20 protein-coding genes are annotated in these 23206 nt (G+C 33.8%); 12 read left to right on the top strand and 8 right to left on the bottom strand.

Features of this window, described 5'->3' with window-relative positions:
- Positions 1–77 precede the first annotated feature (77 nt).
- From C7D53_RS05530 to C7D53_RS05520, 3 genes are all read left to right on the top strand, one after another.
- Positions 78–1232: a helix-turn-helix domain-containing protein gene (locus C7D53_RS05530; protein WP_106915362.1), complete on the top strand. Its 1155-nt coding sequence runs from the start codon at positions 78–80 to the stop codon at positions 1230–1232.
- Between the two features lie 89 nt (positions 1233–1321).
- The gene (locus C7D53_RS05525; protein WP_106915361.1) at positions 1322–1864 is read left to right on the top strand and encodes a DUF3575 domain-containing protein; all 543 of its coding nucleotides are present in this window, start codon (positions 1322–1324) and stop codon (positions 1862–1864) included.
- Positions 1865–2078: 214 nt separating this feature from the next.
- Entirely contained in the window at positions 2079–2867 is a 789-nt protein-coding gene (locus C7D53_RS05520) for a PhzF family phenazine biosynthesis protein (protein ID WP_106915360.1), read from the top strand.
- Between the two features lie 104 nt (positions 2868–2971).
- On the opposite strand, the gene C7D53_RS05515 is transcribed toward C7D53_RS05520, so the two are convergent.
- On the bottom strand, positions 2972–4897 hold the full coding sequence (locus tag C7D53_RS05515; RefSeq protein ID WP_162926093.1) for an amidohydrolase: 1926 nt from the start codon (positions 4895–4897) through the stop codon (positions 2972–2974).
- A gap of 494 nt (positions 4898–5391) precedes the next feature.
- On the opposite strand from C7D53_RS05515, the gene C7D53_RS05510 reads away from it, so the two are divergent.
- Positions 5392–7791, top strand: a complete 2400-nt coding sequence (locus C7D53_RS05510) for a hypothetical protein (RefSeq protein WP_106915358.1) — start codon at positions 5392–5394, stop codon at positions 7789–7791.
- 124 nt (positions 7792–7915) lie between these two features.
- Here C7D53_RS05510 and C7D53_RS05505 read toward each other — a convergent pair whose 3' ends face one another.
- Complete coding sequence (locus C7D53_RS05505; RefSeq protein ID WP_106915357.1) at positions 7916–8776, bottom strand: DUF4240 domain-containing protein; 861 nt, start codon at positions 8774–8776, stop codon at positions 7916–7918.
- Between the two features lie 87 nt (positions 8777–8863).
- Complete coding sequence (locus tag C7D53_RS05500) at positions 8864–9433, bottom strand: hypothetical protein (RefSeq protein ID WP_162926092.1); 570 nt, start codon at positions 9431–9433, stop codon at positions 8864–8866.
- A gap of 606 nt (positions 9434–10039) precedes the next feature.
- Between C7D53_RS05500 and C7D53_RS05495 the strand changes: the two genes are divergently transcribed.
- The 8 genes from C7D53_RS05495 to C7D53_RS05460 all read left to right on the top strand — a co-directional run bounded on the left by C7D53_RS05495 (position 10040) and on the right by C7D53_RS05460 (position 19063).
- Positions 10040–10273: a transcriptional regulator gene (locus C7D53_RS05495; protein ID WP_106915355.1), complete on the top strand. Its 234-nt coding sequence runs from the start codon at positions 10040–10042 to the stop codon at positions 10271–10273.
- Positions 10274–10574: 301 nt separating this feature from the next.
- The gene (locus C7D53_RS05490) at positions 10575–10922 is read left to right on the top strand and encodes a hypothetical protein (RefSeq protein ID WP_106915354.1); all 348 of its coding nucleotides are present in this window, start codon (positions 10575–10577) and stop codon (positions 10920–10922) included.
- Positions 10923–10946: 24 nt separating this feature from the next.
- The gene (locus C7D53_RS05485; RefSeq protein ID WP_106915353.1) at positions 10947–13103 is read left to right on the top strand and encodes an ATP-dependent nuclease; all 2157 of its coding nucleotides are present in this window, start codon (positions 10947–10949) and stop codon (positions 13101–13103) included.
- A complete protein-coding gene (locus tag C7D53_RS05480) occupies positions 13085–15037 on the top strand; it encodes a UvrD-helicase domain-containing protein (protein ID WP_106915352.1) in 1953 nt (650 codons plus the stop codon). The genes C7D53_RS05485 and C7D53_RS05480 overlap by 19 nt, the downstream gene beginning before the upstream one ends.
- Before the next feature lie 982 nt (positions 15038–16019).
- The gene (locus C7D53_RS05475) at positions 16020–17342 is read left to right on the top strand and encodes a hypothetical protein (RefSeq protein ID WP_162926091.1); all 1323 of its coding nucleotides are present in this window, start codon (positions 16020–16022) and stop codon (positions 17340–17342) included.
- 22 nt (positions 17343–17364) lie between these two features.
- Positions 17365–17931, top strand: coding sequence for a hypothetical protein (locus C7D53_RS05470; protein WP_106915350.1), 567 nt, complete (start codon positions 17365–17367; stop codon positions 17929–17931).
- Positions 17931–18503, top strand: coding sequence for a DUF6705 family protein (locus C7D53_RS05465; RefSeq protein WP_106915349.1), 573 nt, complete (start codon positions 17931–17933; stop codon positions 18501–18503). Before C7D53_RS05470 ends, C7D53_RS05465 begins: the two co-directional genes overlap by 1 nt.
- 11 nt (positions 18504–18514) lie before the next feature.
- Entirely contained in the window at positions 18515–19063 is a 549-nt protein-coding gene (locus C7D53_RS05460) for a DUF6705 family protein (RefSeq protein ID WP_106915348.1), read from the top strand.
- 63 nt (positions 19064–19126) lie between these two features.
- Here C7D53_RS05460 and C7D53_RS05455 read toward each other — a convergent pair whose 3' ends face one another.
- From C7D53_RS05455 to C7D53_RS05435, 5 genes are all read right to left on the bottom strand, one after another.
- Complete coding sequence (locus C7D53_RS05455) at positions 19127–20779, bottom strand: hypothetical protein (RefSeq protein WP_106915347.1); 1653 nt, start codon at positions 20777–20779, stop codon at positions 19127–19129.
- A 232-nt stretch (positions 20780–21011) separates the two neighbouring features.
- A complete protein-coding gene (locus C7D53_RS05450) occupies positions 21012–21185 on the bottom strand; it encodes a hypothetical protein (protein ID WP_162926090.1) in 174 nt (57 codons plus the stop codon).
- 115 nt (positions 21186–21300) lie between these two features.
- Positions 21301–21801, bottom strand: a complete 501-nt coding sequence (locus C7D53_RS05445; RefSeq protein ID WP_106915345.1) for a CinA family protein — start codon at positions 21799–21801, stop codon at positions 21301–21303.
- A 51-nt stretch (positions 21802–21852) separates the two neighbouring features.
- Positions 21853–22122: a heme oxygenase gene (locus tag C7D53_RS05440; RefSeq protein ID WP_106915344.1), complete on the bottom strand. Its 270-nt coding sequence runs from the start codon at positions 22120–22122 to the stop codon at positions 21853–21855.
- A gap of 433 nt (positions 22123–22555) precedes the next feature.
- Positions 22556–23116, bottom strand: coding sequence for a helix-turn-helix domain-containing protein (locus C7D53_RS05435; protein ID WP_228422192.1), 561 nt, complete (start codon positions 23114–23116; stop codon positions 22556–22558).
- Between the last annotated feature and the right edge of the window lie 90 nt (positions 23117–23206).

Raw genomic sequence — 23206 nt, 5'->3', positions numbered from 1 at the left:
CGGATGAAAGAACTATATTTAAACAATAATTCCCGGGGTATACCAAAGCAAATCTTTACAACAACTTTTATAAAAAATTGATCTATACAACACTTTTAAATATTGCGATTTTCCAGGGAATCATCTTAGGCTTAGTTATTTTAAAGTCTTCCCTATTCAATAGTAATTCAAATAAATATTTAGCCTACCTGCTGTTTGCTCTTTCAATGGTTTTATTGAATTATGTTTTTGAAATTGAAGGCGCATTTACATCCTATCCTCTGCTTCGTTTTCTGGACTATATTGAGTGGATATTTTTACTACCCGTCTTCATCTTCCTGTTTATCATAAACCGAATTGATGATACCGTAAAGAACAGACAAAGAACCTATTTGTACTACATTCCGTTTGTCTATTCTTCTACTTTTACTATTATTTACCATCTTAATGATATTTTAGGAATTTATAAAATCACAGGTTCAGGCATTTTTATAATCAATATCCTTAGACTGATTCAGCTTTTATTTGCTTTTATCATCATCCTGTTTCCTCCTTTTTACTCTTATTTCATGATAAGGCACTTAAAAGACCCACAAGAGAAAAAATGGGTAATTACCTTATTAACTACTCTCTATTTATTATTATCTACCTGGCTAATTACGTATATGGTTGGCTTCTTTTTTGGGATAGACATTTCATCTACCATGAGTGGGCTGGCTTTATCGGCAACATTTATCATGCACTGGACAGCCTATATAGGCATTTACAAATACAAGCTAGCCAAAAACAAAGAGGCTGTCTATCAATTTTTAAACAACGATTTGGCTATTATACACCCCAATCTGCAAGTTGCAGAAAACAGTATAACGCAAGAAAATAGCACTGCAGAAGCATACAAAGAATCTATAACGGCTGACAATCTTTATTTTCAAAAACTGGAACTTCTTTGCAAAGATGATCACATTTATACCGATAGTACCTTAAACAGAGAAAAAGTAGCTGAAAAGCTAGGCATAAGTGCGGGATATCTTTCTCAAATTATAAACACGATAACAGCAGACAACTTTGCTCATTATATCAATCAGTATCGAGTGGAGGCGGTCAAAGAAATGATTTCAAATCCGGAATATGAAAACTATACTTTGTTGACAATGGGGTTAGAATCCGGCTTTACTTCGAAGACCACTTTTTATAAAGCCTTTAAAAAAGTTACCGGCCAAACGCCAAATGAATACAAAAACACCCTCAAATAAGTACCATTTTGTCCATTTTTAAGCTTTTGAAACCCGTTCTAATTTTTATTATTTGAATTTTGCCTTTAAATAATTCAAATTACTTTTTTATGAAAAAGAACTTTTTACTGATCCTCTTTTTATTTGCTTTTTATTCTGTTAATGCTCAAAAAAACGAAACTAAAGGAGATCTGTCTGAGAAAAAAAATGAAATTAAACTGAATCTTATCTCGCCTTTATCCGGTGCCGTGGAAGCAGGTTTCGAACGGTATTTAAACAAAAATTCATCATTGGGTATCTCTGCATTTATTGTTTATGATAATACAAGAGAAGAAGATATGAATTACTTCATCTCCCCCTATTACAGATATTATTTTGGGAAGAAATTTGCTTCCGGCTTTTTTGTTGAAGGATTTGGAATGTTCACTTCCATTGATGGAAAAAAGATATACGCAGCAGACCATGTGACTTTCACGGAAAATAAAGATGTTTATGATCTTGCATTAGGTGCGGGACTGGGCTACAAACTGGTTACAAAGAAAGGATTTGTTTTTGAAGCCAATACAGCCTATGGAAGACTTATTTTTAATGCAGACAAAACAGATCACGATCAGGTTATAAAGCTAGGATTGAGCGTTGGTTATCGATTTTAATATCAACTCTAGCCAAAGCATAGCAAAGTAATTGTTTGCGATGAATAAAGTACAAGACTAAAGAATGAATGAAATCCTGACGAGAGTTGGGATTTATTTTCATGAGATAAAAATTCTGCCTATTGCATTCCGTTTTTTATTCTTTTCTTTTTAGTTTTACCAAGCTGCCAATGGTTTTTATTTATATTTGTTATCAACTTAAAATTTCTCAATCATGAAGTTAGAATTATATCAAATAGATGCATTTACAGAAGAAATTTTCCATGGAAATCCTGCATGTGTTGTTCCGTTAAAAAATTGGTTACCCGATGAAACTCTCTTAAAAATAGCCCGTGAAAACGCTGTAGCAGAAACAGCATTCTTTATTGATAATGGAAGCTCCATTCATCTGAGATGGTTTACCCCTGAAATAGAGATGGACCTATGCGGGCATGCTACCCTAGCCACAGCGCATTGCTTAGCTTCCCTCTTAAACTACGAGAAAAGCAGAATTGTTTTTGAAACCAAAAGCGGCGAATTAACCGTTGATATAAAAGACGGATTTTATTATATGGATTTCCCATCAAGAATGCCTGAAACATCTACTCTGCCTGATAATATTGCCCAATCTCTTACTATTCAACCGAAAGAAATTTTTAAATCCAGAGACTATGTTCTAGTATACGAGTCTGAGGAAGACATCAAAAAAATCAAAATCGAAAGATCTCTTTTTGATCTTATCAATCTGGATCCGGGAGGGGTTGTGGTGACTGCAGCAGGTACAGACAGTGATTTTGTTTCAAGATACTTTACGCCACAATCATCAATCCTTGAAGATCCCGTAACCGGTTCTGCACACTGCTCACTCATTCCATTTTGGTCATCTAGATTGGGAAAAGATAGGCTTTTTGCCCGCCAGCTATCAGAAAGAGGCGGCCAACTCTATTGTGAAAACAAAAATGAAAGAGTAATTGTGGCTGGTAAAGCCAGAACCTATTCCACTGGTCACCTATGGATAGAATAGCCTTATTTTGAGTTATTTATATCATAAAAAATAAAATCAGAATAGATGAATTTCTATTCTGATTTCTATTGATTAACAAACGCGCCAATCCTATTTAGGATCCGTTACACGCTCTCTGAAAAGACCTTATTTTTTTCAGACCCCACTTTTCCATTCTGATTCTTCTTTTGATCCTGCGGATATACACATACACCACCCACCCAGGTTTCCAATACCGGGATGTTTCGCATTTTCATATATTGTTCAGATTGGGTCTTCAACGAAAGAGGATCTTGTTCCAATATAACAAAATCAGCAAAGTAACCTTCATTTAATGATCCTACCCATTTATCTGCGTAGCATTGCCATGCAGCATCATAGGTAACTGCAATCAAAGCCTGCTCAGGGGTAAGACATTCGGTACTATTTAAAACTTCAATGCTTGTTGTTTTCTTTTCCATGATTCTGGTAATTGATTGTTCCATCATTCTCAAAGGTCCCAATGGGCTTACCTCATTGTCGCTGTGAAGGGTAATTCTCATCCCTACAGCAAGCGTGGAACCACAAAGATCAAGCATTTGTGCTTTCTCACCGAATATTACTTTCTTAAAAGCATATCCCCAATACCCCACATGCCCGATAAGGAAGCTTGGAGAAACTCCCATCTGAAGCATATTTGTAATTTGATCCGGAGTCAGAAGAGAGCAATGCTCAATTCGGTTACGCAGTTCGGGGCCTTTATATTGAGCAAGAGCACTTTGATAAGCATTGATGGCAAATGTTACTGCCTGATCTCCATTGGCATGAACCATCAGCGGCCAGCCTTTGCCGGCTACCACGGTATTGATTAGTGCATTATAACTCGGTGGAATTGTATGGGCAGGAATCCCCGCTTGTGGGAAATTAAATATCCCTGTATTATCAGCAGGATCACACAAGTACGGAGCGCTCTGATAGCCGGTCAGCCCTTGGTTAGAACCATCCGAAACTACTTTAACATGTCCATAATAAACAGGTTTATAATCGTCCGGTTCTGTATAAGCACCCAGATTATCTGCATCTGCCTGGCTGGAGCAAATATAGGCCCCGCCCGTTCTTACCAATTCTGTATGAGTTTCAGAATACAGCGTCAAAAGTTTTTCAAAACCTTTATTCAATCCGGCATCGTACATAAAGGTAACTCCTCTGGAATTTGCCAATTGAAATAGCTCGGTGAGATATTTATTTATATGTACACTCATCGCAATGATCTGTATCATAACCACTTTCAATGCAGGGGTCATTTCCGGACTTTCCTGCAGCTGCCCCTTCGTTTCCAGAATATACTGATCTACCGTTTTATATTGCTTTTTTATTTCACTGCTGTTTTTATATACATGCTGTAAAGCCTTGGTGTTCAGATAAAGGGTATGCATAGAAGCGCTTAGCAGCATGATAGGCTCATTGGCATTGATACTGTCCAGCACCGTATTATCAATGGTCTGTAACTCTTTTGAACCATCTTCTTTTACTATAAAAGGCATTAATGACGGATCCAGTCCTCTTCCCAAGATAACATAGCCTGGGATTTTAGGAATGTTTTTGTTTATAATGGCCCCCACAGAAGTTAGATCATATACAGGCAGTAGATCCTGCCCGTTAAAAGGACTCACATCCAGCCAGTCAGACATCATTGCCGTAGGAACCATATGAACATGGGGTTCAATAAGTCCCGGGAGTAGAGTCTGAGTTCCTGTTAATTCTCTTTTTTGATGCTTCGGATGATGTTTGAGCATATACTTGGCTACCGTATTTTTATCACCGGTAATCACAACTTTCCCATTGGCCATCCCAATAGATTCCACCGTATTTGTTGACCCGCCAATCATAGGGCGGATGGTTCCTCCGCTTATTATCAGCGCCTGTGGTTTTGGGTTGGACTTCTTTCCGAAAACGGCTTTCATTTTTGCCAGATTTTCAGAACTAAAAAGCTCTTCTTTAAGAATTTCTAAAACAGGATTGTTGCAGGCACAGTGCGTACAACCGTGTGTGTGTTTGTGTAATTTTTCCATAAAAATAATTTGGTTTGATGGTATGTTTAAGTTTAATTCTGCCGTATCTGCTTTCAATTATCGATGATTTTTATGCCCATAGAAAGATAGGCCTAGCCAACGCAAGGAATATTATCGTATTGAAATTTTATAGGGTTATTTTTAGTATATTATACTTTAATAAATATTTATGTTAAAATATTTTTCATTTATTTTCATGTATTAGTTTATTTCATAAAAATAATAAAAATATTCATTCAACTTCTTTTTTTTCACCAGATATTGATTAATTCTTTCTATCTAATATTTTAATTTACAGCATGTTTTCCGTTGAGTTCTCCTTCAGGGCATTTAATGAACCTCATTTTACTAGAAGAATGTCTCCTTAATCAGAAATCATATCCGTAAAATTTATCAATCCCATTCATTTTTTTCTAAAATAAGACGTTAAATATCAATTTTCGAAGTCTTTAAATCATTACATTAGCACAGAATTAAAATGCGCTAAGATTTCTATGAAAAACATATTCTGTGTATTGCTTCTTTCTATGGTACAACCTGTACTGGCACAAACTAAATTAGAGAAAGCAATTACCAATCTTGAGGACCATTACGATCAGGAGAAAGTATACTTACTTACCGACAAATCACAATATGCAGCGGGGGACAAAATCTGGTTTAAAAGCTTTGTATTTGATGGCTATAACCGTTCCGCATTATCTACTACTCTATTTGTTGAATTATACAATTCTGATAAAAAATTAATAGACTGGAAAACAATACTCCTTACCAATGGAGAAGGAAGTGGAGATTTTAAACTGAACGAAAACCTTCCCGAACAAGTTTACTTTGTAAGAGCCTATACGCCTTACATGAACAATTTCAATGAGGATTTTCAGATCGTTAAAGCTCTTCCTGTTTACAATCCCAGCTCACCGGAGTCACTGGTGATTTCCAAAAGTTCAGATTGGTCTGCAAAAGCCTTTCCGGAAGGAGGAAATTTCATTAACGGTATCCCTACCAAGTTTGCCGTAAGATTATCAAGCAATACTTCTCTGCCGGAAAACTGGACCGGAAAAGTGATAGATACCCAGAATCCTAAAATGCCTGTAAGCACCTTTAAATCTTTTGATAAAAACGTTGCTGCCTTTACCATAACTCCGGCTTCAGGAAAAAAATACCAGGTTGTTATCCAGGACAATGCAGGAAAAGAAAAAACAATAGATCTGCCACAGGTTGCAGACAGCGGCCTCCATCTGGACATCAACAGCTCCAAAGACGGGGTGAAATATACCCTAAAGGGAGTTAACCTGAAACAACAGCTTCAGGGCTACAAAATTGTTGGAACCATCAATAATCATCTTGCCTACAAAGCCAATATTAAGCAGCTTACCAATGAAGTATCAAGTCTTATCCCTCCAAAAATAAGTAATGGAGCTAATGCCATTTTGCAATTAGCCATCTTTGATGATCAAGACCAACTGGTAGCAAAAAGACTTTGCTTTATAAAACCTAATGATTTAAAGATTGAGAAAGCCGAAATTATTGGCCAGAGCCTAAAGCAAACCCCAAGATCTTTCAATAGTATTGACCTTTCTCCGGAATCATATTTTAAAAACTATACGGTGTTGGTAAGTGAAGATGATGGAAGCAATAAGCCTGACGAAGAAAATTTACTCAGCAGCCTGTGGTTAACAGGAGATTTTACTTCAAACATAGACAGCCCCGCACAATACTTTTCCAAAAACGCCAATGCAGAAGCGCTGGACGCTCTGCTTATTTCTGAAAACTGGAAAAGATTCGACTGGACCTCCGTTCTTAGCGGATCTGTACCTACCATTAAAACCAATTCTCAACAATTTCTTTCTTATAAAATAAAACCAATTAAAAATAATGCCCTGCTGATCAACACTCCCATAAGCCTAATGTTGAAACTGGGGAAAAACCAGCCTGTCCTTAATCAGTTTATGACGGATCAAAACGGATATGCGTATTTAAATAACCTTAACAATGATGACCCTTTGGAAGTTTCATTATTCGTAGGTTCAGAAAATGATAAAGAAGCCAATACGGACAATTTATTCGTCACGATAGAACCATTGGTTACTCCTACTCCGTTTAAGGGCAATTTCCCGTCTACAAAATACACATTAGTAAAAGGCAGTGAAAACAAAACCCTCCCTCCTGCTATTTCCAAGGCCATCAATACTCAAAAAAACAATAAAAAAATTGAGAGTGCCGAGATCCAGATTGAACAGGTAAAATTAGTAGGGAAAAAGAAGGATCCAAAAGAAGAATTAAATAAACAATTGTCCAGCGGCATGTTTAATTCCATCAATGATGTTGTGTTTGACTTCGTGAATGAAGACCAGCGTGCAGCGGGAGCAAACAATATATTAGACTGGCTGCAGGGAAGAGTGGCCGGTGTAACGCTTCAAAGAAATAGCTCAGGAATCAATGTACCCTATATTCGCAACAAGCCGGCAAAACTGTATCTGGATGAGATGATTACCGATCCTACCTTGATTAACAGCATTCCTGTAAGTAATATTGCGATGGTAAAAGTGATCAAAAATTCAGGATTACTAGGTGATGCAGTAGCCATCTATACAATGAAGGGCAATATGCAGTCTAAAAACACTGGAAAAGAAGCAACAAAAGCAAACTCAGCGATTATCAAAGGATATGATAAACCTTCCGAGTTTCTTATTGAAATGCTGGATGATGACTCTCCCGCTAAAATTGAAAATGACACCAGACAAACTCTCTACTGGAATCCCAATTTATTTGACAGCGACTACGTTCCGCCAAGAATTAAATTCTTCAATAACGACACTGCAAAGCAATTTAAAGTTTTGATCATAAGCTTTGATGAAGATGACCATATCCTTTATCAGAATGAAATCTTTAAATAATATATTGTTCTACATACAAAAGCCTTTCAGTTCTTCTGAAAGGCTTTTTTAGTATCTTTAAACAAGGCTGAAAAGAGTATTGACAGTAATTCTCCAGTGTTAAAAGACTGAATATCCCTTTATTTTACGCACTTCTCAATTCCCCCATTTCCTTTACCAGTTTCGGGTACATGGTCTGCAGGTCAGCACCTCCCTTTGGCTCGCGGTTCATCTGCCTGTCCGTACTGTCATAATGGTTCTCGGGATAAAGCTCATCTACGGTATCCCTTATTTCCGACTCATCTTCGTTGTCATGATTAGCAGAATAGGCTTCATCAGCTACATACAACAGCCCCTCTGCCCAGCAGTCTCCAATATTAAAGCTGTACTTCCCGCTTACAAATGCCTGTATATCTTTTTTAATATCATCAAAAAACGCCTTGCCTTTCAGTAGCAGCCAACAGCGGAAATAAATAAATCCGTCGTCAGAAAGATAGTCCTTAAAGATATATTTCCCATTCTCCGAACTGAATTCGCATTCCAAAACAATGGAAAGCTCCGCAATTTCAGCCGTGTAAAGGTCACTCAGCTTTTCCTGCAGGGTCTTTTCAAAAAGAACAAGCCTTTCTTTCCCGAATCTGGAGAGATACGCCGTTAGATTTTCCAGATGCTCCTCTACATCATACTCGCTCCAATGGGCGTTTTTGTATTTATTTGATTTTTCAATGGCTTCCCAGAAATAAATATCCGCTTTTTCGGTTTCAGAAAGTTCTGCCTTCTGAGGAATTTCCTCATGTTCAGGAATTTCCGTGTATCCCTTTTTGAGCTTTTGGCTGATCAGTTTTTCAGATTCCCTGATGCACTCCAATTCATCTGCAAATTCTTTAATGGTTTCACGTCCCTTGGTTCCTGTTTTTCCAAAAACTATTTTTTGGGTATTTCCCGAATATTCAACATTCCAAAATTTATCCGAGACTCCATTTTGATTGATCAAATTCTTTTTCATAAATATATAAAAAGGTGATTTAGGTATTTAAGGAATTAAACTACAAAAAAATAAGGAACCCAGCTATTTTATTCGGTTTTAGTTTCATTAAGTCTTTCCTCTCCTTTCAAGAATAAGGTGTGCGGCATCCAGCATTTTAGTGAGGTGAATGTAGGGACTTACAATATTTCTTTCCGGTAAATTATCGTAGATCCCCATTGAGAAATAGACAATACCCGACATAAAATAATCAAACTCCTTGATGCTGTATTCCCTGAAAGCCTTTTTGAAGACCAGCAGAGGATTTTGATATTCTTTCTCAGAAAGCAAGCCGAGAAGAGAGGGCGAAACACGTTCCAAAGGGGCATTCATACTCCGCTTTTTTTCCTTTAAATGAATAAGATAGCTTGCCCGTACAAACGACCGTATAGACTGGTGAAACTGAAAGATAACGGACGGATCTTCATTAATCCAGCTATTTCTCTTTACCGCATAGTTCATAATGTTGTTGAGTCTTTCCTTGGAAGCTGTAAGGTCATGAAACTGAAAGAAGGTCTCCATCAGCTGCAATCCTGAGCGTTTCTTATCCCCTGCCCAAAAGCTGGTTTCAAAGGTGGTTATCATTTTTTTCATGGGGTTGTAGGGTTGTGTTTTTGTAATAAGTCTTTTTCTCATCATGCTTGGGTGGTTTTGGATTGGGCACAGCGCATTATGCATCATGAACATTTCACGATACCTATGAAAGCAGAATTGCATTGTAATTCTTCTGTGCTAGATACTATTGGTTTTCTGTTAACGATTTTATGGGCTGTAAAGGAGGAAGCTCAAAAAATGCTGAGCCTCCCGCCCATACGAACCTAAAAATAATATGACAAAATTGTGTTTTCCTGAAAAGCCTAAGGCCGCAATGGATTGTACACCCCATTGTAACATCTCATGATACTTAATGTGAGAATGCAGGCTTAGAAAAGATAATTGTAGAAAAGCAGAACAGCATGAAAATAAAACGGCATGGGACTCTACAATATCCAATCTGAGGTACTGGTATACCTTGTATACAGATAAGGGAGAGAACCCACGCCTAGGTCGTGAGCTTCCTGCTTATCGTCTCGTATACTTTAAATTACCAGTTTTCAGATTGAGATTCTAAGCAATAGCTTCTTTTATTCGTTGAAGTATCGCAAAGCTACTTTAATGTAGCTTATCTTACAAATGTAATAAAAACAATTTAATTACGGTCGATCGGCCGTAATTTTTTATTTATTAATTGTTTCATTTGTTTATATGACAGATATAAACGAGAAAATTTGCTCATACATTACAAAAAAATGGTTGATCCCTTGGCTTCAAGAAGGCAAGTCACAAACTTCTTTTGCAAAAAACCATGGTGTTGAAGAAAGCACTATTAGAAAAATAAAAGGCGAAGGAACCTATAGAATACCTGTTGAAACACTCTTTAAAATGTGTGAAACGAGAAAGATTAGTTTATCTGATTTTTTTAAACTTATAAATGAATAAATCCCGACGAGAGTTGGGATTTTTTTATGATGAAATCTTTAAGAAATTCCGTGAAAATACGGATTGAAAGTTTTGTGGTGATTTTTATTTTTGCAGTTTACGGAAAGCCGTAAACTACAAATATGATGTATTGTGTACATTTGACATTATACAGCAATTTTTAATATTGGATAAAAGAAAACATATACTATTTATAAACTTGATTTAAAAACTACTCACCGGAAGAACAAATAGATAGAATGTTATGCGAATTGATAAGATAAATTTTTTCTTCCCTCAAAACATTAACAAACAAATAAGTATGGAACCCATAATAGAAAAAATTAAAGACTTTAAAAAAGTACTAGAAACAGAAATTGAAATTGATTTATTCAATAAGTTAATATCACATTGTCAAGATAGTACAAATCAAAATCTTATGACCCAATATATTAATAATCTATCAATAGAGGAATGGGTTGAATTGTATAGAAATTTAGATATAAATGTTACGGAATATCAAGTTAAAGAATTTTTAGATTACATGATAAAGTATTATAAAGGTTTTCATAAAATTCATGGAAAAACATATGCTGTAAGTAGAGGATTTGACAAAGAATCGGAAAATTTTGAATTTGAAAAGATTGTTTTCTATTCCATTAATTTGTAAGATTCTCTTTACTAAATAGTAACCATGAAAATAAAAAAACTTTTTATTAAAAACTTTAGAATACTTTCTGATGTTCAAATTGACTTAGAAGATGAAATCTCGTTGGTTATAGGAAAAAACAACTCGGGTAAAACTTCTATTCTTACAGTTCTGGATAAGTTTCTAAATCAAAGTGATAAGAATAATTTTTCAATTGAAGACTTTAATTTGTCCTTTAAACAACAATTGCAAACTCTTATTGAAGATCCTACAGAACTTTCTGAAGAAGAGTATCTTAAATGCTACAATGGTATTTCATTAAGAATATTAGTATTGTATAATAATACTGATAATTTCATCAATATTCAAAAATTAATGTTAGATCTTGATTCCGAAAATAACCACATTGTATTAGGATTTGATTATTATTTAAGTTATAAAAATTATTTAGGAATCAGAAAAGATTTAGCACAATATAAACATCGTGAAAATGTTAAAAAAGCTGAGGCAGAAGCTTGTAAGCCACCTAAAAAATATAATATAAAAGGATTTTTAGAATTTTTCAAATTACATTATCAAAAATATTTTGAAACTAGGAAAAAATCAATTTTTTATGATAAGACTTCACACAAAATAATTGAGGATAATTATATATTAATTGAAGACTTGAAAATATCTGATTTTATTAGTTTCAAATACATTTCAGCTACAAGAGATGTTACTAATAAAGAAACAGATAAAACACTATCATTACAAACATCCAAGATATACGAAAGAAAAGAAAATGATGAAAGTGAAGCTAAGAAAATAGATGATTTCTATGATACCATAATTAATACTGATGAAGAATTATCAAAAATTTATGAAACCTTCTTCGAAGATATAATTGTTAAAATAAAGAATTTAGGAGGAATACGTGAGAATGAATCAATATTAAGTGTACTTTCCACATTACAATCAAAAGAACTTTTAAAAGGTAATACAACTGTTTATTATAAGCATGATCTATCAGATTTGCCAGAGCAATATAATGGTCTAGGTTATTTAAACCTTATAAGCATGATCTTTGAAATTGAAATAAAAAAGTACGAATTTCAACGATCTACATTAGAAGCTCCCTCGGATATTAATTTATTATTTATAGAAGAACCTGAAGCACATACTCACCCACAAATGCAATATGTTTTTATAAAAAACATTAGAACAATTGTTGAAGATAAAATATCAAAAAAAATAAAAAATACTGATAATGTAGAATTTGAGATTTGCCGTAGTTTACAGACAATAATTTCTACACATTCTTCTCATATTGTTGCAGATAGTAATTTTGATGAAATTAAATATTTAAAAAAGACAGATACAATAACTTCTAAAAATTTAAAGGATTTAAAAAAGATATATGATGATACTGGGAAGCAATATCAATTTCTTAAACAATATCTTACTATAAGCAGAGCTGAAATTTTTTTTGCCGATAAAGCAATATTAATAGAAGGAGATACAGAACGTATACTTCTACCAACAATAATGAAGAAAATAGACATTCATTTGTCTCAATCTGATAAAGAAGATAAAAAAATCCCATTACTATCTCAAAATATTTCAATCATTGAGGTTGGAGCCTATTCTGATATATTTGAACTTTTTATAGATTTTATAGGTATTAAAACACTTATTGTTACTGATTTAGATAGTACTCGTAAAGTTAAAAAACTAAATAAAAATGATAAAGAAATCACAAAAGGTGAAGCCTGTCGTGTCGCAATAGGGGATAATTATACAAATCCAGCACTTAAATTCTTCTTAAATAATAAAACTCTTGAAGAATTAAAATCTCTCACATTAAAAGATAAATGTTTGATTAAAACAGATGATAAATGGATTCCAAATGAAAATGGCACTGTATGTATTACTTATCAGACTGATTATAATGGATATACCGCAAGAAGCTTTGAAGATTCTTTTTTAGCTATATCGCAAAATAAAAATTTAATCGTTAATAAAATAGGTAGCTTTAAAGGAATTAAAAATCCTAGACATTTTGATGATGAAAATAAAGATTCTTATGATTTAGCAAACGAATGTATTAATAAAAAAACCCATTTTGCTTTAGATATCTTATATCATAGTAATGATGATTATTCTAATTGGGAAATTCCTGAATATATAAAAGAAGGTTTGTTATGGCTGAAAGAGAATTAAAAAATGAAATAGATCGGATTTTTGATCATATAGAAAAAGGAGATAATTTTTTATTAAGTGGTGGAGCTGGAAGTGGAAAAACATATACCTTAGTACAGTGCATAATTGGAATAATTGATAAGTTTCCAAATCATAAGATTGCCTGTATCACATATACGAATTCTGCTGTTAAAGAAATTGAAGAGCGTATAGATCATAAAAACTTACAGGTTTTAACCATTCACGACTTCTTATGGAATTGTATAAAAAATTTTCAAAACGAATTAAAATATGCAATAGTTACCCTAGCTAATAATCCCTTGCAGAAAAAAATAAATATAGAAAACCCCAATATAGAAATGTTTTCCGAAGGTATTAGATATATGGAAAATCTAAATTTATCTAAAGGAATAATTTCACATGATGAGCTATTAGTAATAGCTGAATATTTATTTGAAAATTATGAAAAATTATGTGATGTAATAAAAGACAAATTTAATTTCATATTGATCGATGAGTATCAAGATACTAGCGAATTAGTGATAAGGATTTTTCTAGATCACTTCAGAAAGGGGTCAAAAAAAAATATAATAGGTTTTTTCGGAGATGCAATGCAATCTATCTACGAAGACGGTATTGGAGATTTAAATAAGTATAAAGAAAATGAAGGTAATTACTTGGTTCAAGAAGTTAAGAAGCTAGAAAATAGAAGAAGTCCAATTAATGTAATTAAATTAGCTAATAAAGTAAGAAATGATGGTCTAGAACAATTACCGCAATTGGAAAAAACGAACCCTATTCCCCCAAATATGAATGAAGATGGTACAATTAAAGAAGGGGAAATTAGATTTTTATATTCTGCGGAAAATAATTTGGATAAAGTTAGAAAATTTTTAGAATGGGATTTTAATGAGAGGGATAAAGACGGGAATTTAAAGTGTAAAGAGTTAAATCTAACTCATAATCTTATAGCAAAAGAATCTCAATTTGGATCCTTAATGGACATTTATAACAATGACCAAATACTAGTATATAAATATCTTGTCGATGTTTTCTTAAAAAATAATCCACAAATTCAAATTGATGAAAATGATACTTTTGGAGATGCCATAAAAAAATCTGGACGAGTTCCTAATGATGGTAAAATGTCTGACTTCATTAATGCAAATATTGATCTATTTAACGAAGCTAAATCATATAAATTTAATTCATTTAGAAAAATTTACCTAAATAGTGATATTCTTACGGACGATAAAAAACAAAATGAAAAAGACTTAATCAAGAAAGGAACAAAAAGAGATAACTTATTAAAACATTTATTTAAAATCCAAAATTGTATAAGGCTTTACAATGAAAAGAGATATAATGAATTTTTGAAAATTACAGATTATAAGATTAATTCAATTGAAGACAAAAAAATATTACAAAATCATATAGAAGCTCTTTCAAAAACTGATGAAAAAACGATTGGTGATGTAATTGAAAAAGCAAATGAATATAAATTGGTTTATGCTGACGATAAACTCTATGAATTTATACAAAATAAGCAATATGTTTATAATAGAATTTCTAAGGTTAAATATTATGAATTCATTAATCTATATAATTATTTAGAAGGTTTTACACCATTCTCAACTCAACATAAAACAAAAGGAAGAGAATTTGAAAAAGTCCTTGTCATATTAGATAGAGGTGGTTGGAATAATTATAATTTTGAATATGTTTTTGATGATGGAACAGTATATCAATCTTTGGTTGACGGAAAGGCAAAGACAAAATCAAAATTGTCAAATTATCCTAAAATTAAAGAAAGAACGAGCAAAATATTTTATGTTTGTTGTACTCGATCTAAAGAAAAACTAGCTATTTTTTATCATAAGCCCAAACCATCTGTTATAAAAACTGCAGTAGCTTGGTTTGGTGAAGAAAATGTTATAAACATTGATAATCTCTAGAAATTAAATATATAATTATATTTTTATATTCAAATCTCATTAGAAAAGAAAAAGTATAAAAACTTTTTCTTTTAGCTTATGAGCTAACAGAATGCAATATTATCACAAAAACAAAAAGTTTAGTATATTTATAATAGGTCATATTGAGTCAGCAAAAGTAGAATAAGTAATTTAAGCCTCTCTCCGAAGTCACCCAACTTCGGAGATTTTATTTCAAACAAGAACATATAATTCATTAAAAACCTCACTACAAGAACTGTAGGCCGTTCCAAAGTACCGCTGGGTAATACCACAACTATCTCAAGCTTCTTCCCAATTGCCGATAACTAGTTGAGGAACTACAAATACCCACTTTTCCAATGGATGGAAGCATTTGTATAAATGCCTCGCGACACTTCCAAAACTAATTTCAGACCGTTCCAAAGTGCTTCTCGGCAATTCCACAACTATCTCAAGCTTCTTCCCAACTGCCAATAACCAGTTGAGAAACCACAAATACCCCCTTACCCAAGGGGGTAGAACCAGTTGTATAAGGGGCTAGAGATACTTCCCTAACCCCCTAGAGGGTCTTCTTAACGGCCTATACCCCCTTAGGCAAGGGGGTAGAACCGGTTGCATAAGGGGCTAAAGGTACTTGCCCAACGGGCTCCAGCCCCTTATTCAGAGGGTGTCGCCCCTTATCATAGTCCCTGGAGAGGGTTATGGAACGGGGTACAGGAAGAGATGATGAAAAGACCAGCTTCAAAACACGAAAAAAAATAAAGAAAAACAGCCATGCAAGTTAATTTCATGGGAAGATTTTATCCCTGCTAACTGCCCTGTAAAGTAGGTACAACATGTACACACTTGCAGATATGTTACAGATTCTCTTTCCATACGGATTTCCGTAAGGGGGTAACGCATTAATTATTTACTTTAGCCCGTGTTAAAAAAATCACACAAAAAAGAATTAATTGTTATATTTACCAAAAAACAAATGCTTATGAAGAAAAATTTAGTCTACGGGCTTTTAGCGCTCGCCACATTATCTATTTCACTCAATTCCTGCAGAACAGATGAGATGCTGACAGGCACAGAGCAAGCACAAAAGGAGAAAATTGCCTTTTTTGAGCGCTTTGAAAAGGAAAGAAGTCTTTCCAAAAATGCAGAATCCAACAACTACGCACTCCCCTTTGCCAACTCCATGCTGGCCTACTTCAGCAATTATCCGGAAAAGAAAACCGAACTGGAAAACAAATATGGAACCGTGGATCTTAGTGTTTCCTCTCAGGACATGGATCTGGAGAATGGCAGAAAGCTACTAATATTCCCCATGCTTACAGACGGAAAGGTAACCGCAGTAATAGGCGGTGTGATAAATGAAAAAAGGGATTTTCTTTACTTTGATGTATACAAGGACAATCACCCTGACCGTTCTTTCCTGATAAAGACCTTCCAAAATCATTATAGCGCCAAGACGGTTTCACGTAATGACAGTAACAATCCCATCAACGTAGGAGATGTTATCATTATTGTCAAGAAACCACAGCTTACCAAGCCTGACCCGTTTGATGATCCGGGAGGTAACGGTGGGCACGACATGGGTGGCGGAAATGGCGACTTTACCGATGGGGGTAGCGGTGGGAACAACCCGAATACACCCAATAATACGAATCCTTGTGAGCAGACGAAAAAAATGATACAGGATTCTAAAATAGAAAATATTGTCAAAGATCTGAAAGATCATTTGAATAGCGGAACAGGAGGAGAGAAAGGATGGCGAGATAATAAAACAGGGCCTCCTACACCAACACCTCCGAATGGTCAACATAGTGTAGTTTTTGGAGACCCATCCACAATGAACGGGGGCTATCATAATCATACAGGAACAACTGTAGATATATTTTCTGCTACTGATATTGATACTTTTTTAGATATTGTAAGATATCAAAATATAGGAAATATGGGAAATGCTTATTTTGGAATAGTCGCTCCAAATGATGTACATTATATTATGCATTTCAATGGAAATCATGCTGATATACCACCAGCAGGAAGCTATAGTGAGGTAGATATTACTGTTTGGAATATAGCTATGTTAAGAAGTACTTGGAATATCCTAAATAAGGATACTTCAGGAGTGTATTGTAATAAATCAACAAATCGTTTAAATAGTAAAGGCTTAGAAAAAGTTTTCTTTGATACTCTAAAAAAAATGGGTTTAGAAAATAAAGTAACTTTACAAAAGGTGGACTCCAATAATAAAATAGCAACAGTAATTAAAAAAAATGATGGAACTACAACTGATATTCCATGTCCACAATAACAAAGAATTAAATTCGAATATTATGAAATATATATTATTAATTGGCCTTTTCATAAATCTTTCTTTTTATAAAGCCCAACAAACATATCCACTCAATACATTCCCCGATGATGTTCCCTCTGGTTCATATATGAAAGATTTAGCTAACGAACTAGCTTTCTTTACAGGAACTTGGGTAACCAATTTTAATGGGAAAAACATTACTTTAATTATTACAAAGCAAGAGCATAAAATATTCAAGGCACCTAAATCTACAGATTACCATTATCAGGATGTATTGAATGTACGTTATATAGTAAAGAATTCTAATGGAGAGCTATTACAAGATAATAATAATGTTCAAAATGAATATGATAAAAATGCAATAATTAGTATGTATGTTAATAATAACATTGTTAATTTTTATTATACAGGAACTAATTGTGGTATTGGCTGGGGAACCATAAACCTACAGAAAACTAATAATACGCAGATTTCGTGGTCTTACGAACCTAATGTTACTGTCTTAACAACAAAGAACTGTCCCGGAAATCCTGATTTAACAATTTATCTTCCGGAAACAAAAGACTTAATTTTCACAAAGCAATAGTGAGAAATAAACTGGTCATATTAGGAATATTTGCTGTGTTTTCTTGTAAGGCACAGCAAACATATCCACTCAATACATTCCCCGATGATGTTCCCTCTGGTTCATATATGAAAGATTTAGCTAACGAACTAGTTTTCTTTACAGGAACTTGGGTAACCAATTTTAATGGGAAAAACATTACTTTATTCATTACCAAAGAAGATTATAAGTATTTTGAGTTGTACACAAAAAACTATTATCAAGATATAATTTCTATAAAATATACTATAAAAAACTCTTCAGGGACAATTATACAGAATACACAAAATATGAATTTTCAACCTAACCAAATTATGCATACCATTTATAGCATGGGTACTAGACCCAGTCAAAATGCAGCAATACTTGATTATGGTGGAACAAATTGCAGTGTTGGCAATGGAAAAATTATTTTAAAAAAACTCAATGCAACACAAATTTCATGGGAATATATTCCCAATAGTACAATAATTGATCGCAGTAAATGTCCAGTTGGTACAGATATTAACATCTATCTACCAGAAACAAAAGATTTAATTTTCACAAAACAATAGTGAGAAGTAGAATGATCATATTAGGAATATTTGCTGTGTTTTCTTGTAAGGCACAGGTTATTTCTCTAGACCAAGTATCTCAGTGTGAAAGCGGAAATTGTCCAAATTACACTTCTATAAAAGATACAAATAATAGATTAAACAAGTTTACAGGAATCTGGAAAGGAAATTACACAGATGGAACGTCATATGAATTTAAATTCACTAAAGAAATAGACTATGCAGGGTATGGTGGAAAACATAGTGATTTGATCATTGGAAGAATCCAAGTTAAAAAAGCTGATGGAACAATCATAAAAAATAACTTAAATGTTTCTGATAGCTATGCTAAGATTAAAGGATTAGAGTTTGATAAAAGCTTAACCAAGTATCAACTATATTACTCAGGAAATGCAGAATGTAACGACAAAGGATATGTCTATATATCTTTCCCTGATCCTAATAATTTAAACCAAATGAGGCTTGTTTTTATACAAGACAGAGATATTGTAGCCAGTTGTCCAAGTGGATATAAAACACTAATGCCAGATGGAAAAGCTATAATACTTACCAAGCACTAAGCAAAATTTTAACCACATAAAAAAGCGCTCAAATTGAGCGCTTTTTCTATACAAATAGTTTATTTATGGCCAGATGGTCCCTGACTGTCTAGGGCTTGTCCATGGTTTTCCGGAGCAGCTTGTTCCTGGGTGAGCAGCAAGACACTCTCCTACCCACTCGCTTCCAACGGCGTGGGATTTTACTTTTTTTACGGTGCAAAAGGTAGTTCCGTTGTTGTCTTTATACAGTTGGTAATTGGGATAGGCTCCTTTAGCAAGAAGCTCAACATCACTATTTTCCTGTGCAGGATAATCTACGATGCCCCCAAGAACCCAGGCTATGGAATCTACATTGTTACCGGCGATCAGACTTTGAGGAGGCGTTAGCTTAATCTTGATTGTTGATTTTGAGCTATCTACAAATACAGAAGAAGAATAAGTAGATTCTGTAGCGCTCGCCAAAGGAATTCCCAGGAAGGAAAGCGATACGGAAGAAGATTGTTCAAACGTTTTCTGAATGCTTCTGTAATCTTCACCGGTTACTGTAATTTCTACAGACGGATAATTAGAAATGGCAACTCCGTTCAGTAAGCCAAAAGGCCCGTCAGGTCCGAATTTTGTAGCAGGATCCGGAGAGAACTTGTATCCGGAGATATGTTTTTCTTCCTCTTTGTTTCTGCTGTTTCGTTCTGCTTTACGGATAGGATCAAACCATGCCCAGTACAAATTGCTTGCAATATTAAAATCTGTAGGAAGGAAGGTAACAAGCGTAACTCCTGTAAAAGACATCGATATTTTGATCGAGTTTTTGCTTGTTGCAATATCTTCACTGAAATAATTAGCATTACCCCCAATTCCTAATGTAAAGAAATCGAAGATAGGAATAGAGAAACCTGTTTTCCCGTTTACGGAAACTCTAAATTTACTTTCAGACTCACGCGAGATTTCCATATCGATCTGAGCATCCTGAGAAGTATTTTTAAGACCATTTAAAATATCGCTCAATGGTGTTGTTACCTGAAAAGATGGTAAAAAGCGACCGTCATTCAATAGCAGCCCTCCGTTTTCTTTTTTAGGATGCTGTACATTGTTTAGTACTTTCGATAAATAGCCATTATTCATCGTTACATTGTTCTGCAAAGATATTGTAGCTCCCAGAGCATTCAGATAGTTGGCCAAAACAGGAACAATAGGTTTTCCGCTTGCCGGTGTCTTATTCAGTAAACGGTCCAAATCATCACTTTTCTGAATATCATATAAGGTAGTGGATGGCTTGGCCCAGTCTGTGGCAATTTTATCCATAATGATATCAATAGGCTGCATAGTATCTGTAGCAGGAGGAAGTGAACCATAGGCAGCCACCCAGGCACTAAGCAATGCCATTTGCTGATCTGTAGCATTTTTGTGGGCAGCATTTAGAACTGTGGTATCTTCTTCGGATAAAGAATAATTAACTTTTGAAAAAACATCAATAAAATAATTGGTGAATACCTGATCTAACTGAACCGGTTCTGTATTGGCTCTCAGGTTGGATGATATCCAGTCGTACGTTTTTTTATTAAATCTCAGGTCAATCGGATCCTGCCAGTAATAGGGAAAATTTCCTTTTCCGGTAATAGTGATGGCAGATAGATCTGTACTTAAAACACTTGATAGGATATCATTAGCCCTGTCTTTTAATTCTGTAATAATTTGTGCTGCTTCTACAAAGGGAGCAACATGTTCTGGATTTTTCATGATTAATAAGTTTTGGTTTTTTTCCTACTCTTTTATCGGCTTTTCGGAGGCTGCCATTTTTGTTCAGGGTTTCGAAGCTTCTTTTGAACATCCCAAAGTAACAGCTAAAAAAGAATGAATGTTAGCGTATAAATCTCTAATTTTCATATCAGGTGTTTATACCGTAGCCGGTAGGCATTTATACTGCAATAAAAGTGTAAGTATTTGTACTTCTACGAATTAAAAATCCAACTCATTGAAACTTTTCAACTTTGGATATTCTATTTTGAGCAAGCCATACTAAAAAATTCACTATGGGGATCGATAAAGATAACTCTACTCCATAAGCCCATGGGTAACGTACAGCATCATCAGTATATCTTGCCATTCTTGCATTGGAACCATAAGAGTTGAAGATCCAGTACATGAAAACCATGTTCTGCTTCCTTTTTGAAACACTCCCTGAATGCACGCATTTTTATTAATTCTTCAAGCAAAAGAAAATACTTAGAATGGAGCAGTATTTTATCTTTTCATTAAATTTAATGTGAGATTAATATTTGATTAAGAGTACTCTTAAAACAGCCCAAAATAAACTCTGTATAGTATAATTGTGCATCTAAAGCCTTGGTTTTGTGATGAAGCTCTATGCGTTTGGAAAGTATAATTTCTCCTTTATAACTAAACGAAAAGAAAGAAAAAATTTTAAATCCTGAATTTCTTACGGGTATAGCATATCCTGTAGATGAAATTCCCCAATCTGTATCAAATGATTTAGCCCCATTTACAGCCATTACATCTGCTATATTTTGCGTCACACAATTATCTTCATGGGCTTCAATTCTGTCTATATTTAGGAACTTTACTTTTTCGGGTAATGTATAGGTTGTTATTCCTCCTTTGTAAAATAAGCTGGCATTAGGCATTTGGGAAAAAGCAAATTGTATTAACCCTGAAGTTACCTCTTCTGCAATAGAGACCGTTTCGTTTACTGTAATAAGGGAGGTACTTATATATTCAAGTAAATTTTGTTGGAATTTCATGGCTTATGCTTTTATCTAAATTAAACTTTATAAGATCACTAAAAACGGCTTTCAAATAACGTCATAGTCATTTAAATCAGTTACAAAATAATGCTCAATAATTTCTTTAGCATTTTTGCACATCTGCAAAAGATCTTTTCTTGAGGTATCTTCAAAAATGAAATCCTCGTGAACCTCAACGATAAACTCAGTCACTTTTTCAGTATTCATTAGGTCATAGGTCATTAAATCATTCAAATTATCCAATTTACTTTCTTCCTTAAAAAAGGGAATATTACGGGAAATGGAGTTTTTAAACTGAAAAAGATGTATTGTTTCCATAATGTTCGAAATTTTGTATTCTGTGTAATTTTTTTTGCTTTAAAGAGGTCTATTACTCACAGATCACCTTTATTTTAAAATGGATTCATCTTTCGGAAATAATAATATTCTTTGTGAAATTTCTTGTGAATCAATCTACATATGCAGATAAAGGATGAGTAAAAAGGACAGAGACCATTGGTTTCTATCCCTTAGTTTATTAAAATCTCTTACCAATAGATAGGCTATTTTCTGAGTTTAATAAGCTCATTATGAAAATTGAGTATATTCAAGGGATGTTAATCACCTTTCATGGTTGATGTCTGATATTCTAAAATTTCTTTATTATAAGTATCGAATCTTTGTTTTTATCCAATACTTCAATACAAAGATGATGGTTTCTATATACAGTAAGCTATATATATTTATAATAATCTTACATATATCACACCTTTTACAAATCTTCCAGGTTTCCAAGCCGTTTTTGCTTCAATTGCTTATAAAACGAAGGAGAAAGCCCAGTTATTTTTTTAAACTGATTAGATAGATGAGCTACACTGCTATAGTTGAGCTTATAGGAGATCTCTGTAAGATTAAGCTCATCATATAATAATAATTCTTTTATTTTTTCTACTTTATTAATAATGATAAAGTGTTGCAGAGTCATTCCTTTAACCTCAGAAAACGTATTAGCCAGATAAGTATAGTCATAACCAAGCTTTTCGCTTATATAATCTGAGAAATTTTCTTTTGGAAGAGAATCTGAATAGTGAATCATTTCTATCACTACATTTTTTATTTTCTCGATCAGGATACTTTTTTTGTCATCCAATATTTCAAGTCCTGTTTTAAGCAGGTTTTTTTTCAATATATATCTTTGTTCAACGCTGATATCATCCAATAATTCTACCGTGCCCAGATCTACAACAGCATTTTTAATGCCCAATCTTTCCAATTCCTGATAGACAACCATTTTGCAGCGCAAACTTACCATATATTTTATGTACAACTTCATTACCCTTACATTCTATAAACCTTCAATTATTTCATTTCCAGTTATTTATTCAAAGTTACTCCTTTAAATTAGAAATATCTATGATTTATA

The organism is Chryseobacterium aurantiacum, from assembly GCF_003020585.1.
Taxonomy (GTDB): Bacteria; Bacteroidota; Bacteroidia; order Flavobacteriales; family Weeksellaceae; genus Chryseobacterium; species Chryseobacterium aurantiacum.
Note: the sequence above shows the minus strand (reverse complement) of the source record. Positions and strands in the feature narration are given on the sequence as shown.

Coding starts and splice junctions, on each gene's coding strand:
- C7D53_RS05525 (WP_106915361.1), top strand. CDS start 1,322: ATGAAAAAGAACTTTTTACTGATCCTCTTTTTATTTGCTTTTTATTCT.
- C7D53_RS05520 (WP_106915360.1), top strand. CDS start 2,079: ATGAAGTTAGAATTATATCAAATAGATGCATTTACAGAAGAAATTTTC.
- C7D53_RS05515 (WP_162926093.1), bottom strand. CDS start 4,897: ATGGAAAAATTACACAAACACACACACGGTTGTACGCACTGTGCCTGC.
- C7D53_RS05510 (WP_106915358.1), top strand. CDS start 5,392: ATGAAAAACATATTCTGTGTATTGCTTCTTTCTATGGTACAACCTGTA.
- C7D53_RS05505 (WP_106915357.1), bottom strand. CDS start 8,776: ATGAAAAAGAATTTGATCAATCAAAATGGAGTCTCGGATAAATTTTGG.
- C7D53_RS05500 (WP_162926092.1), bottom strand. CDS start 9,433: ATGATGAGAAAAAGACTTATTACAAAAACACAACCCTACAACCCCATG.
- C7D53_RS05495 (WP_106915355.1), top strand. CDS start 10,040: ATGACAGATATAAACGAGAAAATTTGCTCATACATTACAAAAAAATGG.
- C7D53_RS05490 (WP_106915354.1), top strand. CDS start 10,575: ATGGAACCCATAATAGAAAAAATTAAAGACTTTAAAAAAGTACTAGAA.
- C7D53_RS05485 (WP_106915353.1), top strand. CDS start 10,947: ATGAAAATAAAAAAACTTTTTATTAAAAACTTTAGAATACTTTCTGAT.
- C7D53_RS05480 (WP_106915352.1), top strand. CDS start 13,085: ATGGCTGAAAGAGAATTAAAAAATGAAATAGATCGGATTTTTGATCAT.
- C7D53_RS05475 (WP_162926091.1), top strand. CDS start 16,020: ATGAAGAAAAATTTAGTCTACGGGCTTTTAGCGCTCGCCACATTATCT.
- C7D53_RS05470 (WP_106915350.1), top strand. CDS start 17,365: ATGAAATATATATTATTAATTGGCCTTTTCATAAATCTTTCTTTTTAT.
- C7D53_RS05460 (WP_106915348.1), top strand. CDS start 18,515: ATGATCATATTAGGAATATTTGCTGTGTTTTCTTGTAAGGCACAGGTT.
- C7D53_RS05455 (WP_106915347.1), bottom strand. CDS start 20,779: ATGAAAAATCCAGAACATGTTGCTCCCTTTGTAGAAGCAGCACAAATT.
- C7D53_RS05450 (WP_162926090.1), bottom strand. CDS start 21,185: ATGTACTGGATCTTCAACTCTTATGGTTCCAATGCAAGAATGGCAAGA.
- C7D53_RS05445 (WP_106915345.1), bottom strand. CDS start 21,801: ATGAAATTCCAACAAAATTTACTTGAATATATAAGTACCTCCCTTATT.
- C7D53_RS05440 (WP_106915344.1), bottom strand. CDS start 22,122: ATGGAAACAATACATCTTTTTCAGTTTAAAAACTCCATTTCCCGTAAT.
- C7D53_RS05435 (WP_228422192.1), bottom strand. CDS start 23,116: ATGAAGTTGTACATAAAATATATGGTAAGTTTGCGCTGCAAAATGGTT.